The following is an 18857-nucleotide window of genomic DNA, read 5'->3' as shown; positions in this document are numbered from 1 at the left end:
TCTTTAACCTTGTTTGCTTGCGACGCTAACACTGGCTGATGAAGCTAATTTACAGGCATCGATCAATGACACCAGTATGCCAGCCTCAACTAATTTGTCAGCTTGGATCACCACAGGTTTATCGGGCATCTGCCGCAATAAAGGAGCGACTCCTGCTAAACCAATTTGTGCGCCACCGTGCCATACTTCACCACTTGCAGTTAAGGCTATTAACACGCTGCGCTCAGCTACTTGCGTAGCACTCGTTGCTTGAGGTCTTTCAATCTCAACTCCGGTTTCCCTGACAAATACCGCAGAAACAATAAAGAAAATCAACAAAATGAAAACCACATCTAGCAAGGGAGATATATCCACTGCCAAAGCTTTATCCTGTTGTTGAGTGACAATAACTTTACGCCTTCTCATCAGGCTTGCTCCAGTTTCAATTTACAATGTTGCTGTCCGAGCAAAAGCAAAATCCATGCAGGTATGGCCACAGCTAACCCCACCTCTGTCGTAATCAAAGCTTGTGCCATACCTTGAGTAATATTTCCGCTTTGACCACTTGCCAGAATTTCAAAGCTTCCGAGCAATCCATGAACTGTACCTAACAAGCCCATTAATGGAGCAACACTTACCCAAGCCATTAATTGTGCACATTTATGCTGGCGACACTGCCAGCAGCAATAGCTACCAGAACAACGAAACTGGCTGAGTAAATCAGCCAGTTGCCAATACAGCGTCGCCGCAAAAACCAATAAAAGCAGCAATACCGGGCCATTTGCCTGATACCAATTAGCGATTAGCTCAAACAAATTAACGATCTCCAAGCTGGCATAAGAGCCCTGCATCAGCTTCAAGTTGACTCAGTACCCCCTGATGCTTACGACTCAACCATGCATGTAATAGCAAGGCAGGAATCGCTACCACCAAGCCTAATTCTGTGGTGACTAAAGCTTCTGAAATACCTCCTGAAAGCACACTCGAATCTTGATTACCAAACAGGTTCATCATTTCAAAAGTTTGAATCATGCCTCCCACAGTTCCCAATAAACCCATTAACGGTGCTACAGCTGCAGTTGCAGCAATCAACGCCATTCCTTTTTCTTGCTTAGCTTTAATCGTCAGCAAATATTGATGCAAGTAGTCAGCCATAGCATCGCTACCGCAACCTTGATGCTGCTCCGCCTTTGCAACTAACAGTGCTTGCCAACCGTCAGCGAGGGGCAATACTCCATCAGCAAGGTAACGACTAATCAAACCACAATCAGGTTTTGGCTGCCCACGCAATTGCCATGCTTTGAATACTGCAACAGCAAAAGCCAAAAGGCCCATCGCTAAGATTGGAAAAACCCAAAAACCACCTTGATTAATCCGTTCATACCAAGACTTGTGATTAGCCTCAATCGTAATGGCTCGGTTACCCGTTATATCCACTGGCAGAGAACGAGGGAAAGTCTCATCAACAGTTAGAGTTAAACTAATTTCTGCAACCTTATGTTTATCTGCCCCCTGCATATTTAAAATGCTCAATTGATTATCATGATGCAGATAACCTAAAGGGCCTAACCGTAAAATTTGCCCCGTGACTAGAGCGCCATTACTGGCAATGGCTTTACCAGGGTGCCAACTCGGCGCTAATTTGCCGCCAATACTTGTAAGTTCACCATGAACCAAAGCTAATGGTGAGCCTTGTTGATTAGCTGAATGACGCATCAATAAATTGAAAATGTATCGATTTTGTTCTTGCCACTGACTTAGGCGCTGTTCCATTGCTTGCACACTAAGATAAGCATCATCTTGCGCTCGAGTTTGACCGAGCAATTGCTGACGTAATTCAATTAGCTCCACTTCAAGCGAAGAAAGCTCATTTAGTATTGGCTGACGTGACTTAGATACTTGTGCAACTTGTCGCTGATACTGCAGCTCCGCTTGATTAACTTCTTTAATAAGCTTTGCTTCATAGCTCGCCATATCAAAAGCTTGGGCAGCAACAGAAAAAACCAGCAGCAACCAAACCCCAATGTGGCTGAGCATCACGCTACTCTTTTTCATGCAGCCCTCCCTGAGCAAACAGCGGTAACGTAACTAAGCTGGCCTTTTGCTGCTGTAAATAAATAGCAAACGTCTGGTTAATCTCCTCTTGTGCATCATCATTAACTTGCCAATGCCAAGTATCCGTTGTCGTTTTTCCTGCAGGCATTCCCATTCCTACATGTGAACCGTCAGGTAAACGAAATAATGCTTTAGCTAAACCTAAGTACAACACCTCAGCTTGCCAATCTTGGCCATTTAGCTTCAATATTTGCTTATCTAAGGTAAAAGTTTGATCAAAACTATTCGTGGCCTCAAGCAAATGCACAAGTGCGGTTAGTCTTTGTGCTAATTCAGCTTTTTCGTTAGTTAATTGGCGGTACTCTTGTAGCTGAGAACGCTTAAGAGGCTCTGGTAATAATGGCCAGCTTTGCGTAAAACTTGCTACACCTTGAGTCAGCAAAGTCTGATATTCAACTGTGGTTTGCTCTGCCTTTGCCTGCTCTTTTGCCAAAGATTGACGTCGCAATACGGCATCGTCACTTTGTGCCCCGGCACTATGTAACTTAAGTTGCAACAGCTGCCTTTCAGCTTGATAGTTCGCTTTAAGCTGCAGCAAACTCGCCTGCTCTTTTTGCCAATTAAAACTTAACTCTGCACTCGCTTTATCAAGAGCAAGTTTTTTTGCCATCAATTGATCGGTACGCTGCAACTGCTCACTGCGTTGTAAGGAAGAAGACTCAGCTCGCACAGGGGCGGTTAAAAAAACTAATAGTAAGAGCATGTATATTAACAAGTTACACTGCATGCTTGCTCCTCCACTGAAGGCTTGCTTTTTGCTGCATACGGAGTTAAATCTAAGTGCCGCTCAAACAAGGGATACAATGCCGTTTGATGAGAAACCATCATTAATGTAGATTGTGGTAACTGAGATTGAAGCAGACCTATCATTGCGATAGCCGTTTCTTCATCTAAACTGCTTGTAGCTTCATCTAGAATCAGAGTGTCTGGCTTGCCGATCAAAGCTCTTGCTAAACTCAACTTTTGCTGTTCGCCTCCTGACAACTTTTGTTGCCATTCCGCTTCGATATCCAGTTGCGAAGTTAATTCAGCCAGACCTACTTTTTGTAGTGTTTCTATAAGAAACTCATCAGTTAACATTGGCTTATTAGTACTTCCTGTTACGCTATCTGTCGTTTCAGTTTCTCTCGGGTAAAGTAAGCAGTCTCGCAGACTACCTGTTGGTAAATATGGCCGCTGAGGTAACAAAAGAGTGTGCCCTTGTGGTTGAGAGAGTTCGCCATGATAAAAAGGCCAAATTCCGGCAATAGTACGCAACAGCGTTGATTTGCCTAACCCGCTGACTCCAGAGATAAATAATTTAGATTCAGGCGCTAAACTTAAATCTATATTGCAAACTAGCGGCTCACCGTTAGGTTTTTCTATGCTTAAGTTTTGCCAACACAAATTAGTTTTGCGCTGTACCCTGGCAATAGGTGCTAAGTTCCCCATCGCTTCAGTAAACTGTCCTAAACGCGTTACTGTTGCACTCCAACGAGTAAGGTTTTGATATTTATGAACGAACCAGCTAAAGCCGGAATACACTTTCATAAAAGCCATACGAACTTGGAATAAGCCACCAATAGTGATGGTTTTGGCCATCAGTGCAGGAATACCTGCAAATAGCGGTACCATCATGGCAACCTTATGATAAGCATTAATCACAAAACCCAGCTTTTTCTCTCGGCTCATTAACGCATACCAGTTACCTGTGATATCCGCAAAACTCTGCTTTAACTGACGCTGCTCGCAAGCTTCGCCATTTAATAAAGCAATTTGTTCAGCGGCGTCACGCTTACGCAGTAACAATGCACGAAAATTTGCCTCTTTTCGCTGCTGTTGAAAGTTAAGTCCGTGTAACTGGCGACCAAAGAAGTGGGTCACTGCAGTGCCAATAATTGAATAAATTAAAGCAACCCAAAATAGGTAACCCGCAATATGTATGGTTTCCCCTTGCCACTCGAACCCTAGATTGCCCGATAAATCCCATAATATTTGGGTAAAAGCGATCAATACTGCTATAGCTTGAATACCACCAACAAACAGCTCAACCGAATCTTCTGTGAGTATTCTGGCATCTTCTGCAATACGTTGATCAGGGTTATCAGGCTCGCTACCCAACGTCATACGATAATATGTTTTGTCGCGCATCCAACTTGAAATTAGCTGCTCGGTTAACCAACTTCGCCAACGTATAACTACCAACTGTTGCAACCATTTTCCATAAACCATCAACACGACGGTTAATGCAATAATGCCGCAAAACTCAAGCATAAGAGGGTAAATAGCATCAATATCCACGGCAGCTAAAGCATCATAAAAATGCTTATTCCACTCGTTGAGCCAAACAGTGGCCTCCACTACGCTTAGTAATGCAGCCACACTTAGAAACAGCAAAACCCAGCTAAACCAATGAGCAGGGTTCATCCAATAAGGTTTGGCCAAAGACCAAAATTGTTTTAACAGCAACATTTATATGCTCCAACCCGGCATTGCTGCCGGGTCAAATTTCGAGTTAAAGAGTACTTATATGGTTTCAGGAAGTAGTCTGGCATCGATAGTATTGGGCTTTTCGAGCACAGCTTTAGCAAAGGCATTCAGTTCTGCTACTGTCACTTGATCTAGCCAGTCCAAATAAGCATCGCGCTTACTTTCAAACTTGTTGTACTTAGCGTTGTCTGTGAGCCAAGTAAGACGTTGACGATCAGTGATCATTTCAGGTGCTAAAGCGGATTTATGCTGTTGCTTTATCTGAGTTAGCTCCTGCGGTGTTATACCTTCAGCGAGTGCTTTAGCTATCACCTCATCAGCTTGCAGTTTAAGTTCATCACCTCGCCCCGGTTGATGACTGTAGCTCAACATTCCACTCGCTTGTTGGCGTTCTCTTTCTAAACGAATACCAAAGCGAAGGCTATATACACCTCCCGATGCCTCACGTAACTGTTCACGTAATCGAGTTGATATAATACGACTGACTAAACCCGCTTTATTATTGGCATCATCACTGAATGGCATAGGCACATTAAATAGCACACTCGTTAATGCAACCGGTTCGCTGCCAGCCTCGATTCGCACTTGGTGATGCCCTTCTGTCACCTTAGGTAAAACGATTTCGGTATAACTTTCACCGGCAGGCAAATGCCCGATATAACGAGCTGCCATATCAATAACCTGTTCAGGTTTAGCATCACCGACAACGACTAATTGATGGTCAGCTGCGCCAGTAAATATCTTTTTCCAAGCATTAAGCATGTCCTGACTACTAATGTGCTTTAACTCTTCTTTAGTAAGCTGCAGTGTCATCGGGTTATCTTTATAGCGAATATTATCGATTGCTTGATTAAAAATGCCATCTGGCGAAACATTGCGATTATCTATCCCACGCTCAATGATTAGCTGGCGAGATGCCCAAATAGTGTCATCAATTTGCGGAGCGGTGATACGCTTATTAAGGTTCTGCATCCATGTTTCTAACGAATGCATATCGGTACTTCCAAAGATGATATGCTCATCTTGAGTAATAAAAGCTGATTGACGCATTTGATTACCGGCATTCGCGGCACTCATTTCAGTAGCAGTTAAGCCGCCATAACCAAATAGCCCTAAGTTTTGCGCTGATAACTGCGCTGCACGCTGCTCTGTCTTAGCAAGATGCTCGGTACCACCATTACCTTGCCATTTAAGCATTAACTGATTTTCGGTTTCATCACTTGGCACAAACCAGACGCTGGCTCCGTTCGCAAAAGTCCAAACATGAGTGTCACCATGCTGTTGATAACTAGTATATCGAGCTGGCTCGGGGACTTTATCAAATAAGCTCTTTTGTGCTTTATTTTGATTGTCTACCGCAGGAGGATTAGCTAATGCATGTTGCCATAGCTGCGTCACTTCAGATTCTGTTGGCAGTAATTCAGCATGCTCCGGGTTCACTTGTACTATCGCAACTGGCGCTCGACTCGACAACATATTGCTAAAATATTGATTAACCTGCGTTAGAGAAAACTGATTGATTAGTTGCTGGGTCGCAACAAACTTCGCATTAGGGTCAACTAAAGGCTCATGGGTGCGCAATTGACTAAAAAGCGCCATTAATAAACGACTATTGCTAGAGTTTTGCTGTGCTTCAGCCATTTGCCGATAACGCTGTACAATATTGGCTTTAGCAACAGCTAAATCTGCTTCACTAAAACCGTGAGCCTTAAAGGCACTAACATTGGCAAAAAGCTCACTATAAGCTTGTCTATAGTGCCTATCTTGTAATATCGCAATTATTCGATTGTTGTTATAACCTGTAGCCAGTGGTTGTGACGCTGCAACCATGCGGCTAATATAATCACTTTCAACTTGGTAGCTTTCTGTCATACGTTTGGTGAACATTGCCATTGCAAGATCATTAAGTAACTCTTGCTGCAAGGTGCCCAAAGTATTTGGTGATGCCTGTTCACCACGGAAACTCACCGAAACCACTTCTGTAGTGATCTCTGGATCTTCAATAACGGCCAGTTTTAATTGCTTAGACAGCGGCACCTTAGTGCTGCTACGTTGAGGTAGTTCAGCTGAAGGAATTGGTGCAAAGTAGTGATTAAGCTTAGCTTCAACTGCGGCTTTATTAGTTTTACCAACAACCACTAAGGTCATATTATTTGGGTGGTACCAAGTTTCCCAAAAGGCTTTTATTCGGCTCGCATCAACGTGTCGAACAAGCTCCATATCTCCAATAGGTTCACGCTCACCATGACGACTGCCTGCAAGTAAAATCTTACGGTTTTCTTGGCCTAAACGCGCCATCATATGGCGACCACTTCGCCATTCTTCTTCAACAACAGGGCGCTCTTTTTCCAGTTCCTCGTTATTAAACTCTATTGCAAAAGCTTGTTGCGATAGCATATGAAACGCTTCGTCCAGCATTTGTTCGCTATTATTGGGGAGATGTAAAAAATAAGATGTGGTGTTGTACTCTGTCATGGCATTGACATCACGACCAAATACCATACCTAAAGACTCCTGATGCTCAATAATTTCATTAGCAGGAAAATCTTTAGTACCGTTAAATGCCATATGCTCAACTAAATGAGCAATACCTTGTTGATCATCATCTTCATCAAGAGAGCCAGCATGTACAATTAATTGTAGTGATACTCGCTCACCAGACTGCTCGTTTTCCGCAACAATGTAATTCATACCATTTGCAAGCTGGCCACGCTGAATACCAGCACGCTCAGCCAATACGTTTTGCACTTGAGGTGCGCTATTCCCAGTAGTAATTAAATTAGCTGAATTGTCTGTCGCACAGCCACCAAGTAACACTGAGCTAACCATGACAGCAAGAGAAAGTTTTTTCATAAAATATCCAAATAAGCATTGCGAGCCAGTTACAACTGGCTCGCCAGAATAAACAATTAATATTTCAAGGTGAGTGCTAGCCAGACTTCACGGCCTTTGTTGTAATAGCTACTGGTATTATCTTTGCCATTAACATTGGTACCATAACTGGTGATTTCAGCATGACTATCAAGTAAGTTAGTTACGCTTAACTCAACACTTGCATGATGTTGAATTAAAGCCTCTGGACTCCAGCGAACGCTAGTATCCCAAGTGATTAACGATTCCATCTTCGCGGTATCAATCGCTTTAACATTAATGATTTCGCCGTCTATATTGGCCTGTTCCATTCCCATGAATTGCGTCAAATTTCGACCATCTTCAAAGTTAATCAAGTTACTCCAAGTTACCCCCCAACTTTCCCAGGTCATGGTCGTCCCTAAACGTGCTTCCCATGGAGAACTAAAGCCTGAGGTATCCATATCATTGCTACGCATAAGCTGACCATCAAACATAACCCAAGTGTTTTCATAACCTGAGTTCAAGTCATTCACATCATCATAGTTAGCCGATAAGTTTCCACTTCCTGAGCGATTCTCATAAGTGACATTTAAGAAAGCATCTAACCTTGCGCCTACTGCTTGCCATGCCTGAGTGTTATGGATATTTAAGGCGAATATTTGGCTTTCACTTTCTACATTGTTAAGCACTTCATCACCTGAGATAGATAAACCAGCCTTTTGCTGACGTAACATATAGCTAGGATTAATGCTTAAACCTGCTACTTCGTACTGCCAATTAAGGCTCAATTCATCAGAGTAAGGCACATCCGCAGTGTTAAGCTCGACAGCAGCCACTGGAGGGCGGGCAGTACAGCTATAATCAGCAAGGCTATTACTGCTGTAATCCCCATTAATAGGCATACATACGCTGTATTTAGTCTCTAAAGATTTCGCAGCTTGACGCAGTTCCCAGCCTAATTGATCATTTGAGTAGTAACGGTTTACTCCAAGCGTTAAGCGGTTCATCTGCTCTTGGTCAAAATCCCAACTAACATTAAGTCGGGGAGCAAATACCGTCTTATCAAACTGAGCGAGTTGTTCTGCACGAGCACCGAGGTTTAAAGTCAATTGATCCCAAGTCATTTGGTTATTGGCGAACAGTGCATAACGCTGGCTATCGACTTCCACTGTACCTTTCTGATAATGAGACCAGTTGGATATCGACTTTTTCCCCCTTACATCCATATAATTGAAAGCGCTAAAATCACTGTGGCGCTCTTGCTTAGCATTTTGACTAATGAACTCAGCTCCCATCATCAACTGATGACGGCTATTACCTATATACATAGGCGTAAATTCAAATAATGATTTTACTTGCCAAGTATCTTGCACCTGACTTAAATCACCATAGCCACCGGTATTCTCGCGCAGCATTGCACCATCAACTGGCATCACAATGTTAGTACGAAAATAGTCTGCTTCAGATTGGCGGTTATCTTCTAGTTGGTCATAAGCGAATGTTGTTTGCCAAGTGCCCGATTGAAAATTCCCCGATAACTTAATCGTTCCGCCTAAGCCCAAATGCTCGTTACTGGAATCACTATTGGCTTGAGCTGCATCCTGATTTACCGAGTCATTCAAAAAGTCTTTACTGACAAATTTTGAATAACGAAGGTCAGACTGTAATTGCCATTGACCTAAATCCAGTTCATGGGTGACAAATAGATTATCAATCGACTGACCATAATCACTGGTCACGCCATTATTGCTCAGTGGGATCTCTGAATCTTTACGACTATAGTTCACAGCGAGTTTTTGATTTTCTGTAATCGCGCCACTCACGTGCAAAGTGTGAAAACGTTTTTGATAATTTGGCTGATAACGACCATCGCCAAAGCTGCCATCAGCAAAGCCTTTATCTTTCGCAGAAGTTTCAGGTTCTGCATTCCAGTCGCTATCAGTCATTCGGTACTGGTATTCAGCTTGAAATTCGTCTTTTGCTTTACGTAGTTCAACATTAACCACGCCCCCCGTAAAACCGCCGTACTCAGGGTTAATGTTTTTATCCAACACCTCAACTTCTTCCATCAAAGCTGTATCAACATAATAGCCTGAGGGATGACCACTGCTCAGCGTACCTGAATTACCTTTATTTGAAGCTGCGGTAGTGATGTTATTAGTGCTCACACCACCAATCATGTATTGAGTTTGATGAGGTCTGGCACCAGCAATAGATATCTGTTCTGGCGTTAAATCACCACCACGCATGCCGGATAAACCGGTATCAACGCCAACACTCGATTCACGAGCGAGTAACGAAGATAAGTCGGTATTCCCTACTGGAGTATTAGTAATTTCAGTACGTTCAATGCTGATGTTTGTATCTGAGTCATTATGTACTGCTTGGGTTTCAGCTAATTGTGGTACAGCCTCGCCTGCTGAAACATTCCCCCCCGAAAGAGCAATAAATATACTTACTGCCAACATTTTAGGGCGAAGCTTGCTTTGCGTATTCATCCTTAATCTACCTACTCAAAAATTTAGTGGCTGGATTCTGGATTACCCATAAACACAAATAAAGATCTAAATGAGAATGATTATCATTTTTGTGATCAATTGCATATTCTTTATCTGTTTCTTAATCGAAAATAACAAATAAATAACACCTGTGATGATACGAAAATGCCTATTAAGTTCTTTTACAATATTTAAATTGCATACGAAATCAGCAGGCTTACACATTAGCGCCAAAACAACAGCTATAAATTGAGATTAGTAGAAATGAAACATTTAGCAGGCCAACTCGTTTACTTTGTAGACAGTTAACTCATAACAACGTTATTAATCCGTTAATTTGCACAGCAGATGAAACAAGCGGTTTTTGTAGATATTCATTGTGTTACTATTCGCGATAAAAGCTCAATATAATTAATAACATTTCATAATCGACTCTAGCTTTTCCCATAAAAGACCACTCCAAGGGCAATAGCTCATTTAAAGCCGTTGGATAAGAATGTTAGTTGCAACATTGAAATGCCGTTAACACCCAACAATACAACTAAAAACCAAGCAACAGAGAACATAGCAATGCAGTTATTCTCCCTACTTTATTTTAAGCGCAGCCCACTTCCCCTTACGATAACGGCCGCTTTAATGACATTCTCTGGTTGCGCCATACAGGTATCCCCTGAACAGGCACTCGATGATGAGATCAAAGAGTATCGCCAAATCGACACTCCAACTGAGCAGCAAACACAAACCCTAAAAAAACAACTCGAAGAGTCTGAATCTCGAAGCCCTTGGGCAACGGCAAGCCTTGCTAATCTGTACAACAACACTGAAGCTAGCCAACAAGATAAGACACAAGTCTTGCCTCTGTATGAGCAAGCGTTTGAGGAAGGTTACCTCTCTGCAGAATCTATGGCCTACGTAGCTAATCAACACTTAACCGGTGGGCTACCTAATGCAGATAAAATCAAAGGCTATCATTATCTTCGCAAGGCGGCGAACTTGAATAATGAGTGGGCTCAAACTCAAGTTGCCAACCTATTTTTAGATGGCAATGATGATCTGCAAATACCATTTATTCCTAAAACATCGATACTCTACATCCCAGAAGATCATGTTGATTTTAAAGCTTGGTATTGCCTTTCAACATTCAATTACCGCATGGATAAAACCTGCGTTGAAAAGATTCTTTTACCCAATGCCAATGCTCAAAATCCTTACGCGCTGCTTGGGGCTGCGATTGCTTACGAAAACGGCTGGCATGTCGCAAAAGATCAAGCTAAGGCTATAGGCTACTATCGACAGGCAGCCGAAATTGGCGTACCGAACAGCAAACAGTATCTGGGCGAACTTTTGTTAGCTGCAAACGAGCCAAACCAGCAAGCTGAAGGTGTATCACTGTACGAGCAGCTCATTAGTTCTGACTCTGCATTAGCCTCTGGTTTACGCACTGAATTGGCAACGTATTATTTCCAGCACAAACAGTATCGAAAAGCGTTGGCTTTAGCGCAATCTGCCGGCGCGAATGCTGAGGCTTACTACCAACTTTATCAGCAGTATGCCAACGGTTTAGGTGTTACAAGAAATAGAGCCAAGGCTGAAGCTTATCTGCAGCGTGCAGCTGTCAGTGGTCATCCTGATGCAATGTTCACTCACTATTCTGCGGCTAAACTCGAGAAAAATGAACGTGTACGCCTTATCAAAATGGCAGCAGAAATGGGCAGCATCGAGGCTTCAGTGTGGATGGCAAAGCAAGCCAAATCTGTAGCGGATGAAGACAACTACCTATTCTGGTTAAAAGAATCGGCCATTGAAGGCGACATAGATTCACAAATTGAACTGGCGCAATATTACCAAACTCATTTTTCAAAGTTAGCTTATGCAGGTATTTGGTATCAACGTGCTGCGGATCAAGGCAGTAAACAAGCAAAGCGCTGGTTAGCCGAACACCGTTATCTGTCACTCAAGCTAACCTCGGGCAAACTGTTAAAAGATGGCTCTTTTATTCTGCCTAAAGACTATAGGCTGATTTTTGATGGCAGCGATCAATACCTGCAAGCTAATATCGAACAAGTTTGGCCAAGCCATTGCGGCTGGGTGATCCAGCGAGCGTCCGGCGAGGCAACGGTGGCGGTTCATCAATCAAAACCATGGTGTGAACCTAGTGATCAAGAGCTCGAACTCATGTACGAGCATGGGGTTAACAAGGTCGTCCATAATAATGGTGCCACAGCGGTACTACTCAACAATGGCCAAGTCATCACTTGGGGAGGCAGACAAATTGGCGGCTACCTAATTGAAGAAGCTCAATGGCATGAAGATCAAGCCGAGAACTGGCAAGAATTACTCGCCCCCTATCGCGCTATGCAACAAGGTGTGGTTGATATAGCAGCGCTAGAAGGTGGCTTTAGCGCGTTAACTAAAAGTGGCGATATTTGGCAGTGGGGTGTCAACGGTAAAGCAACTCACATCGAAGGCCAATATCGTCAATTACTCGGTGGATACAACAATATTGATGTTTGTGGCCTAACCACTGACGATACCCTAAACTGTTGGACACAACATGCACCGGAGAAAATCAAACCTGTGGTGAAAGGTGTGACATCAGCATATGCTACCCCATTCTCAAGAGGCGGCTATGGTTTTGGCATAGTAGGTATGCGTGGCGGTGAGTTCGAGGGCATGCTAACAAGTTGGTCTGTCTATTACAGCAATATCAAACACGACCGTCAGATAGAGAACAACAAAGAGATCTTAAAGCATAATTGGCACAACCTACGCCAAGATAAAGCAGGTAATATTCTGGCGACAAACGAAAATGGAGATGTCGCCCTACTCTATTACTCGGGCGCTACACGCTTTGGCGGTTTTAGCTATCAACCCCATCTAAAATAGCGCCTAAATACATTTAGAAACCATCCACTGTTTGGGCTGCTTATGGTAGCCCAAACATCATGAATATTTCACAGAATTTGAGGTTGTGGCTAGGCGGTCAAATTTTTGAGAGCAGTAATTTATGATTGATTTTAAATATGATTATTTGAGCTTATTTTTAAACGCATTACTTAATGCTTTGTTTATAATCGTTGGAACATATTTATTATTAAATCAAGACACTATACTCGAAGACCAGTTTGGAAGAGCTTTTATATTAATGTTGATGGCTCCCATCTTTACTTTACTGTTAATTAATCTACTAATAAAGGCATATAAGACACCTAAAAAGATAGTAATTGATTTTAACTTGGGCTTTTTGGCTTTTGAAGAGCACGCAATAGATTTAAACGACTTGAATTGTATCGACTTCATATACAAGCGTAAACGAATCTTCTTGATGGTTGAAAATAAAAAGGGAGAGATTATTTTAAACACCAAAGCTAATTATTGGTGCAACAAATCGATAGATGACATAAAAGAAGTTGCAGCTAAATTTGAAATCGCATCCGTTTATTATAGATAAATGTCTTAGCAGGTAGTTGATCTATACAGAGCACCACGCTAGAAGCGAGCAGCCCATAAAATAATCTCTGCCACTACCGAAAACTAGCTCCGCCGTAGGCGGTTTTGTTCCCTACGAAGTAAGAGGTTAACGAACATAGGGACGGTTCCGAACCGTCCCTATTTTTTCAATTGTGAAGTTACTTACCAGGAGCACCCAACTTTTTAAAGTAGGTATCTTCAGTTTTAAATTTATATGCAGCCTTACCACTTTTAAACGGATATCGTTTTGTTATTGGGGGTTCTTACAGACAGTCTCTGTGCTTCCTGAACAATCAATTACAGTTACCGTTCCACGAGGCACAATTTTGGTTGTTGCTCCTCTAACTGCCAACCCGTAAGCTTTAAACGCCGAGTGAAGTGATTGCCATGAAGTTAGTGATAAACCACCTACATTTAACCTTTTGGGAAACGGATTATCTGATTGCAAGTCTATTTGATTGCCTTTAGCGTCAATCACTTTAGTAAACTTATAGTGCAATTTATCATTCATATCAATAAAATCAATCTCTGCATAAGCTGTTGAATTATCTGAAAACTTAAACACCATAGCTGGTGCGTTAAACACTAAGCCATTCGACGCTAATTTTGTTGCAGAACTAAGATATAAAATAGCATCATGAAGAATAGTTCTGCTTATGGGTAACGAATTAAAATGGTTAACAACCTTTGTCTCCATATACGATGCTCCAATAAGTTCGTATCCATTTTCAACTACTTCTTTTGGTATTTCGATTGTGGCCCTAAACATTGACTTTTTTAATTCAATTGAAGCTGATGCGAAGTCAATGAAATTATTTACTTCAGAATTAGTAAGATTAACCTTATCCGCTTCTAAAGTTGTTTCCAGCCAACAATCTTGAATGAACCCACCTTCACCGTCAGGCTCTCTTCCATTTGGGTCACATACCGTTCTAGAGTTTTTATAAACTCTATATTTTCTGATTTCAAAAGAGTTAATATTCATTACATTAATGAAAACGGTTTGTCTATGTATTGCATTATCTTTTGCCGCTTGTTTAAAGTCTGCTTCACTAACACAGCTTTCACATTCAACATGATAATTATTCGTTGCGAACGTCAATGTAGAAATTGGTGCTATGACTAAAAACAAAAATGTAGGTAGTAATTTCATCTAAAACTCCTTTTTATAGATATTTACTGCCTAATAACTAAGCAATGTATAATCTATATCTAATCTAATTTAGAATGAAAAGATACTACTTTTTAAGCACAATCGAGAGCATAAAAAAGTAATTAGAAACAAGCCACCCAAATAGAAACAAGCAATAGAAACAAGCCCCCCATTGTTAATCAATAACATAGCGACCTTTTTGGATGTCAGCAAGTGACCTCACCTAAGTGATTAACGGTCGGCTTAGGGAGTGTTTGAATTAGAAAAATCTGTGGCCTTTAGCGAACTTATTGGTTAATACATCACCTTTAAACAACTTATGCCATTGTATAACCACTTCAAGGTCACTCCAATGGTTTACCGTGGCAATATCAATGTGTAACACCACATGCAGATGATTAGACATCACAGCATAAGCGGCTACATCAATAGCAAACACATCGGTAAGTTCAATAAGGAGTGATTCTACCCAACCACGTCTGTGGTCATAGTTGTTACCTGTATATTTATCATCACCACATAAGAAAGCGCGGCGAACCACGCGGCTACAGCAATGATAATAAGGGGTGTCTTCAAGGCTAATTTGGCTTCTACAAGGACGCGGCATCATAACCTCCCTGTTTAATGCTCAAATCAAGCATAGTAAGAAGTCGCGATTGATGCCATTAACTATGGGTGTCTCTGTACCTCTGTTACGCCCCAACACCTGATTTTAACCGTGCTTGGTGTATCCGGTAATTTTTCCTGCAACTGCGTTGTTTGTAACATTACTAGATCATCAGATCTTAAAAGCCTTCATATCTCCTTTGAATTGATCCCAGTCACCTCTCCTAAAGGCTGAAATAGCTTTTTGAGAGTCGTCCCCATCATGGAATCCCGTGAGCGTAATACCTAGCTTAAATAGTACTATATAGCCATAGAACTCATAGGGATCGCCATCTCTCTGGCAAAGAGTATCAAATAGGTCGTCTTTCCAATTTAGTGTCAGATCGTTAACTTGAAACCGACCAAAAATCTGCGGCAATAGAGTGCCTTCACGCACATGCTTGCTATTCGCATCGTACCGAACAATAAGTTCATCGTAATGGTATTCCAATTCATTTTCGTTATTAGTACGAATACTCACTGGCTTTCCGAGTTGAATAACAACCTCAGTTTCAGACATGCCGAATTTAACTGGACCAAATGATTTATAAGCTTCGATCTTCATTACACCTATCCTATTTATTAAGCATGCCTTGTGATTTTGCATAGTCCAGCATTTGACCCATAGCTTGATTGTACTTGGTTCGACTTCCAGAACCCTCAAGTGAAAGAAGCAAGCCATTGTTAATCAATAACATAATGACCTTTCGGGATGTCAGCAAGTGACTTAACCTGAGTAAGTAACGGTCAGCTTAGGAAGTGTTTGAATTAGCAAAACTTGATGGGATTTCAGTACATTCAGCTTATATTTGCCGATTTAAAGTCAGCACTTTCTCAGCCCATGAGCATACGACTCTTTCTAAAAACCGATTCAACGCTAGAAATAAGCTTCTTAGTTAATCATCATGGATATTTCACAGCATTTGAAGTTGTGGCTAAGCCGTCAAATTTTTCCAGCTCCTGAACATATGCTTTATATATGATGGAGTGGAAAAATGCAGACAATAACGCCACAACAAAGAAGGCGAAGAAAGAAAATGGCGTCATGAAGAAACGAAGTACAAGGCGCCCCGCAGCGAACAACGAAGACATACCTTTAGGTAGGCGAGTTGTGAGCGAGGACGTAACGCAGTAATTCGCTTCTGCAATAGCCATTATTTAGTAATCGAAGCCGGGCTGGGCTTTAACTCCAGCCTCAAAAGCATGCTTAATTGGCTGCACCTCGCTCACAGTATCTGCAAGCTCCACGATAGCCCTATGGCAGGCTCTGCCCGTTACTATCACATGCTGCATTGGCGGTCGGTTCTTTAGCGCTGCAATCACCCGCTCAACCTCTAGATAGTGATAACTCACCATATAAGTCAGCTCATCGAGCATAACTAAATCGATACTGTCATCTTGCAGTAGTTTTTCGGTGGCTTCCCATGCTTTAACGGCGGCAGCAGTGTCTTTTTCACGGTCTTGGGTTTCCCAAGTAAAGCCGGTGCCCATAACATGAAATTCAACACCAGCACCTTCAAGTAATGTGCGCTCACCACAGTCCCAGTTACCTTTAATAAACTGCACTACAGCCGCTTTTTTACCGTGACCAACCGCCCGTGCAACCGTACCAAAACCTGAGGTCGATTTGCCTTTGCCGTTACCAGTTAATACCAGCAAAATACCTTTTTCTTCTTGAGCGCGAGCGATCTTAGCATCTACACCCTCTTTGATCCGTTGTTGACGGGCTTTATGACGCTCTGCTTTTACTTCATCTGTCGATCTATTATCAGTCATCATTCCGTTCCTATTTTTGTCCCTGAAAATCGGTTTTATAAAACTCACATACACTAAATTGTTTGAATTACAAACAGCCAATTTGCCTCAATTCAATAACAAACCAATAGCAAATTCAGACAAGTTAAAACTCGCTCAAACTCAATGTTGGCGAGGGTTTGAGCAACTTGAATTATGATGAATGCGTATCATATTTTAATTGTTTAGTTACCACTCAACTAACGTTTAACTTTCACCCACAATGGCTACTTTTAATTCGTTACAATAATAGTGACTTAAATGGTTATTTAGCTTGGATCCCAGATCTTGTTAACAAGATCGAGATCTAGGTGTTGCGCTAACACATCAGCTAATCGATCTAATTGCTGCTCGCGTACTTGATTAACATCGACAATTTCTGCGTCTTGCATTCCAGCCCATTTTAAGATCAATTGGCACGCCGCTGGTGAATCAAATAGCCCATGTACATAAGTCCCGAGTATTTTGCCATCGTTCGATAACATACCTTCTGCTGCTGATGTTTGCTCTGGCTTTTCAGTGAGAGACTGCTCTGCCACAGCTTTACCCTGCAAAGAGGTTGATTTACAGCGCAATTGCAGCGGCTGAGCTAACGCCATTAATGAGCGTGAGCGACCACAATGGATCTCGTAACCTGCAACCGTAGCTGTCTCACCAAGTAGGTTTAAACTCCCTTCGACTTGCTGCAATATCTTATGAGTCGTTAACTCTGTTGCTAGCGGTAATAAGCCCAGTCCTTCGCTGTTCCCCGGTGTATCTTCGACCCCTTGAGGATCATCTATAATCATCCCAAGCATTTGGTAACCACCACAAATTCCCAACACTTTACCGCCATAGCGCAGATGCTTTTCAATGGCATTATCCCAGCCTTGCTGACGAATAAAATCAAGATCGGCGCGAACATTTTTACTGCCCGGAATAATGATTAAATCAGCTGCAGGCAATGGACTTGCCGTGTTATTTGAATTTTGTGCCTGAGACTGTAGCGACACATAATTAAACTCAATTTGCGGATGCAACCTTAACGGATCAAAATCGGTATGATTACTAATTCGTGGCAACACAAGTACTAATACTTTAAGCTTGGTTTCTGCTGATTTGTCAGGCGCGGCAATTAATGCATCTTCTGCATCTAAGTGTAGATCTTGTAAATAAGGCAACACGCCTAACACTGGCTTTTGAGTATAGTTTTCTAGCCAATCCAAGCCGCCTTGAAGCAAACTTATATCACCGCGAAAACGATTTATCACAAAGCCTTTTACCCGTGCTTGTTCTGTTTCGCTCAATAGTGCAAGCGTACCGACTAAGTGGGCGAATACCCCGCCTTTGTCGATATCAGCAATGATAATTACCGGACAATCGACTTCCTCAGCAAAGCCCATATTGGCAATATCACCTTCACGTAGATTGATTTCAGCAGGGCTACCCGCCCCTTCCACCAGCAGCATGTCGTAATCGTCGGTTAAACGCTGGTAGGACTGTTTTACCGCTGTCATCGCTTTAACACGATAGCCTTGAGCATTTTTACCAAAGTAATCTTCAGCTTCCATTTGCATCAATGCTTTGCCATGGACGATGACTTGCGAGCCGGTATCGGAACTCGGCTTTAATAAAATGGGGTTAAAGTCGATTTGTGGCTCTAGCTTGCAGGCTACAGCCTGTAAGGCTTGTGCGCGGCCTATCTCGCCGCCATCAATCGTAACCGCACTATTAAGGGCCATGTTTTGTGGTTTGAATGGTGCAACCTTAACGCCTTGACGCACAAACAGACGGCACAGACCAGCGACTAGGGTGCTTTTGCCCGCATCGGATGTGGTGCCTTGTACCATGAGCACTTTGCATTTTGCTATGGCTTGATTGTTATGAGATGTCGACATCTT

The 18857-nt window shown here is 42.3% G+C and carries 13 protein-coding genes and 1 pseudogene; 2 read left to right on the top strand and 12 right to left on the bottom strand.

Going from position 1 to position 18857, the window contains the following annotated elements:
* Positions 1-3 precede the first annotated feature (3 nt).
* Genes L884_RS0103475 through L884_RS0103445 form a run of 7 tightly spaced genes read right to left on the bottom strand, consistent with a single transcriptional unit; the run spans position 4 to position 9914 of the window.
* Complete coding sequence (locus L884_RS0103475; protein WP_037410285.1) at positions 4-405, bottom strand: ExbD/TolR family protein; 402 nt, start codon at positions 403-405, stop codon at positions 4-6.
* A complete protein-coding gene (locus tag L884_RS22590) occupies positions 405-794 on the bottom strand; it encodes a MotA/TolQ/ExbB proton channel family protein (protein WP_169731774.1) in 390 nt (129 codons plus the stop codon). Before L884_RS22590 ends, L884_RS0103475 begins: the two co-directional genes overlap by 1 nt.
* A gap of 1 nt (position 795) precedes the next feature.
* Positions 796-2034, bottom strand: a complete 1239-nt coding sequence (locus L884_RS23205; protein ID WP_051435520.1) for a MotA/TolQ/ExbB proton channel family protein — start codon at positions 2032-2034, stop codon at positions 796-798.
* Positions 2021-2821, bottom strand: coding sequence for a DUF3450 family protein (locus L884_RS0103460; protein WP_028766182.1), 801 nt, complete (start codon positions 2819-2821; stop codon positions 2021-2023). Before L884_RS0103460 ends, L884_RS23205 begins: the two co-directional genes overlap by 14 nt.
* Positions 2803-4545 carry an ABC transporter ATP-binding protein/permease gene (locus L884_RS21665; protein ID WP_051435519.1) on the bottom strand — a complete coding sequence of 581 codons (1743 nt, stop codon included), beginning with the start codon at positions 4543-4545 and terminating at the stop codon, positions 2803-2805. The genes L884_RS0103460 and L884_RS21665 overlap by 19 nt, the downstream gene beginning before the upstream one ends.
* A 54-nt stretch (positions 4546-4599) precedes the next feature.
* Positions 4600-7416, bottom strand: a complete 2817-nt coding sequence (locus L884_RS0103450; protein ID WP_028766181.1) for a M16 family metallopeptidase — start codon at positions 7414-7416, stop codon at positions 4600-4602.
* A gap of 56 nt (positions 7417-7472) precedes the next feature.
* Positions 7473-9914, bottom strand: a complete 2442-nt coding sequence (locus L884_RS0103445) for a TonB-dependent receptor plug domain-containing protein (RefSeq protein ID WP_028766180.1) — start codon at positions 9912-9914, stop codon at positions 7473-7475.
* Between the two features lie 570 nt (positions 9915-10484).
* Here L884_RS0103445 and L884_RS0103440 point away from each other — a divergent pair.
* The gene (locus tag L884_RS0103440) at positions 10485-12800 is read left to right on the top strand and encodes a tetratricopeptide repeat protein (protein ID WP_169731773.1); all 2316 of its coding nucleotides are present in this window, start codon (positions 10485-10487) and stop codon (positions 12798-12800) included.
* A 121-nt stretch (positions 12801-12921) separates the two neighbouring features.
* On the top strand, positions 12922-13365 hold the full coding sequence (locus L884_RS0103435) for a hypothetical protein (RefSeq protein WP_028766178.1): 444 nt from the start codon (positions 12922-12924) through the stop codon (positions 13363-13365).
* A gap of 270 nt (positions 13366-13635) precedes the next feature.
* Here L884_RS0103435 and L884_RS0103430 read toward each other — a convergent pair whose 3' ends face one another.
* The 5 genes and pseudogenes from L884_RS0103430 to L884_RS0103400 all read right to left on the bottom strand — a co-directional run bounded on the left by L884_RS0103430 (position 13636) and on the right by L884_RS0103400 (position 18854).
* On the bottom strand, positions 13636-14538 hold the full coding sequence (locus L884_RS0103430) for a hypothetical protein (protein WP_028766177.1): 903 nt from the start codon (positions 14536-14538) through the stop codon (positions 13636-13638).
* Between the two features lie 274 nt (positions 14539-14812).
* Positions 14813-15145: pseudogene (locus L884_RS0103425) on the bottom strand (transposase); the annotation flags it as partial.
* 171 nt (positions 15146-15316) lie between these two features.
* A complete protein-coding gene (locus tag L884_RS0103420; RefSeq protein ID WP_028766175.1) occupies positions 15317-15748 on the bottom strand; it encodes a hypothetical protein in 432 nt (143 codons plus the stop codon).
* A 593-nt stretch (positions 15749-16341) separates the two neighbouring features.
* Complete coding sequence (gene cobO, locus L884_RS0103405; RefSeq protein WP_028766174.1) at positions 16342-16959, bottom strand: cob(I)yrinic acid a,c-diamide adenosyltransferase; 618 nt, start codon at positions 16957-16959, stop codon at positions 16342-16344.
* A gap of 287 nt (positions 16960-17246) precedes the next feature.
* Positions 17247-18854, bottom strand: coding sequence for a cobyric acid synthase (locus L884_RS0103400; RefSeq protein ID WP_028766173.1), 1608 nt, complete (start codon positions 18852-18854; stop codon positions 17247-17249).
* Between the last annotated feature and the right edge of the window lie 3 nt (positions 18855-18857).

It is taken from the genome of Shewanella fidelis ATCC BAA-318, assembly GCF_000518605.1.
Classification (GTDB): domain Bacteria; phylum Pseudomonadota; class Gammaproteobacteria; order Enterobacterales; family Shewanellaceae; genus Shewanella; species Shewanella fidelis.
Note: the sequence above shows the minus strand (reverse complement) of the source record. Positions and strands in the feature narration are given on the sequence as shown.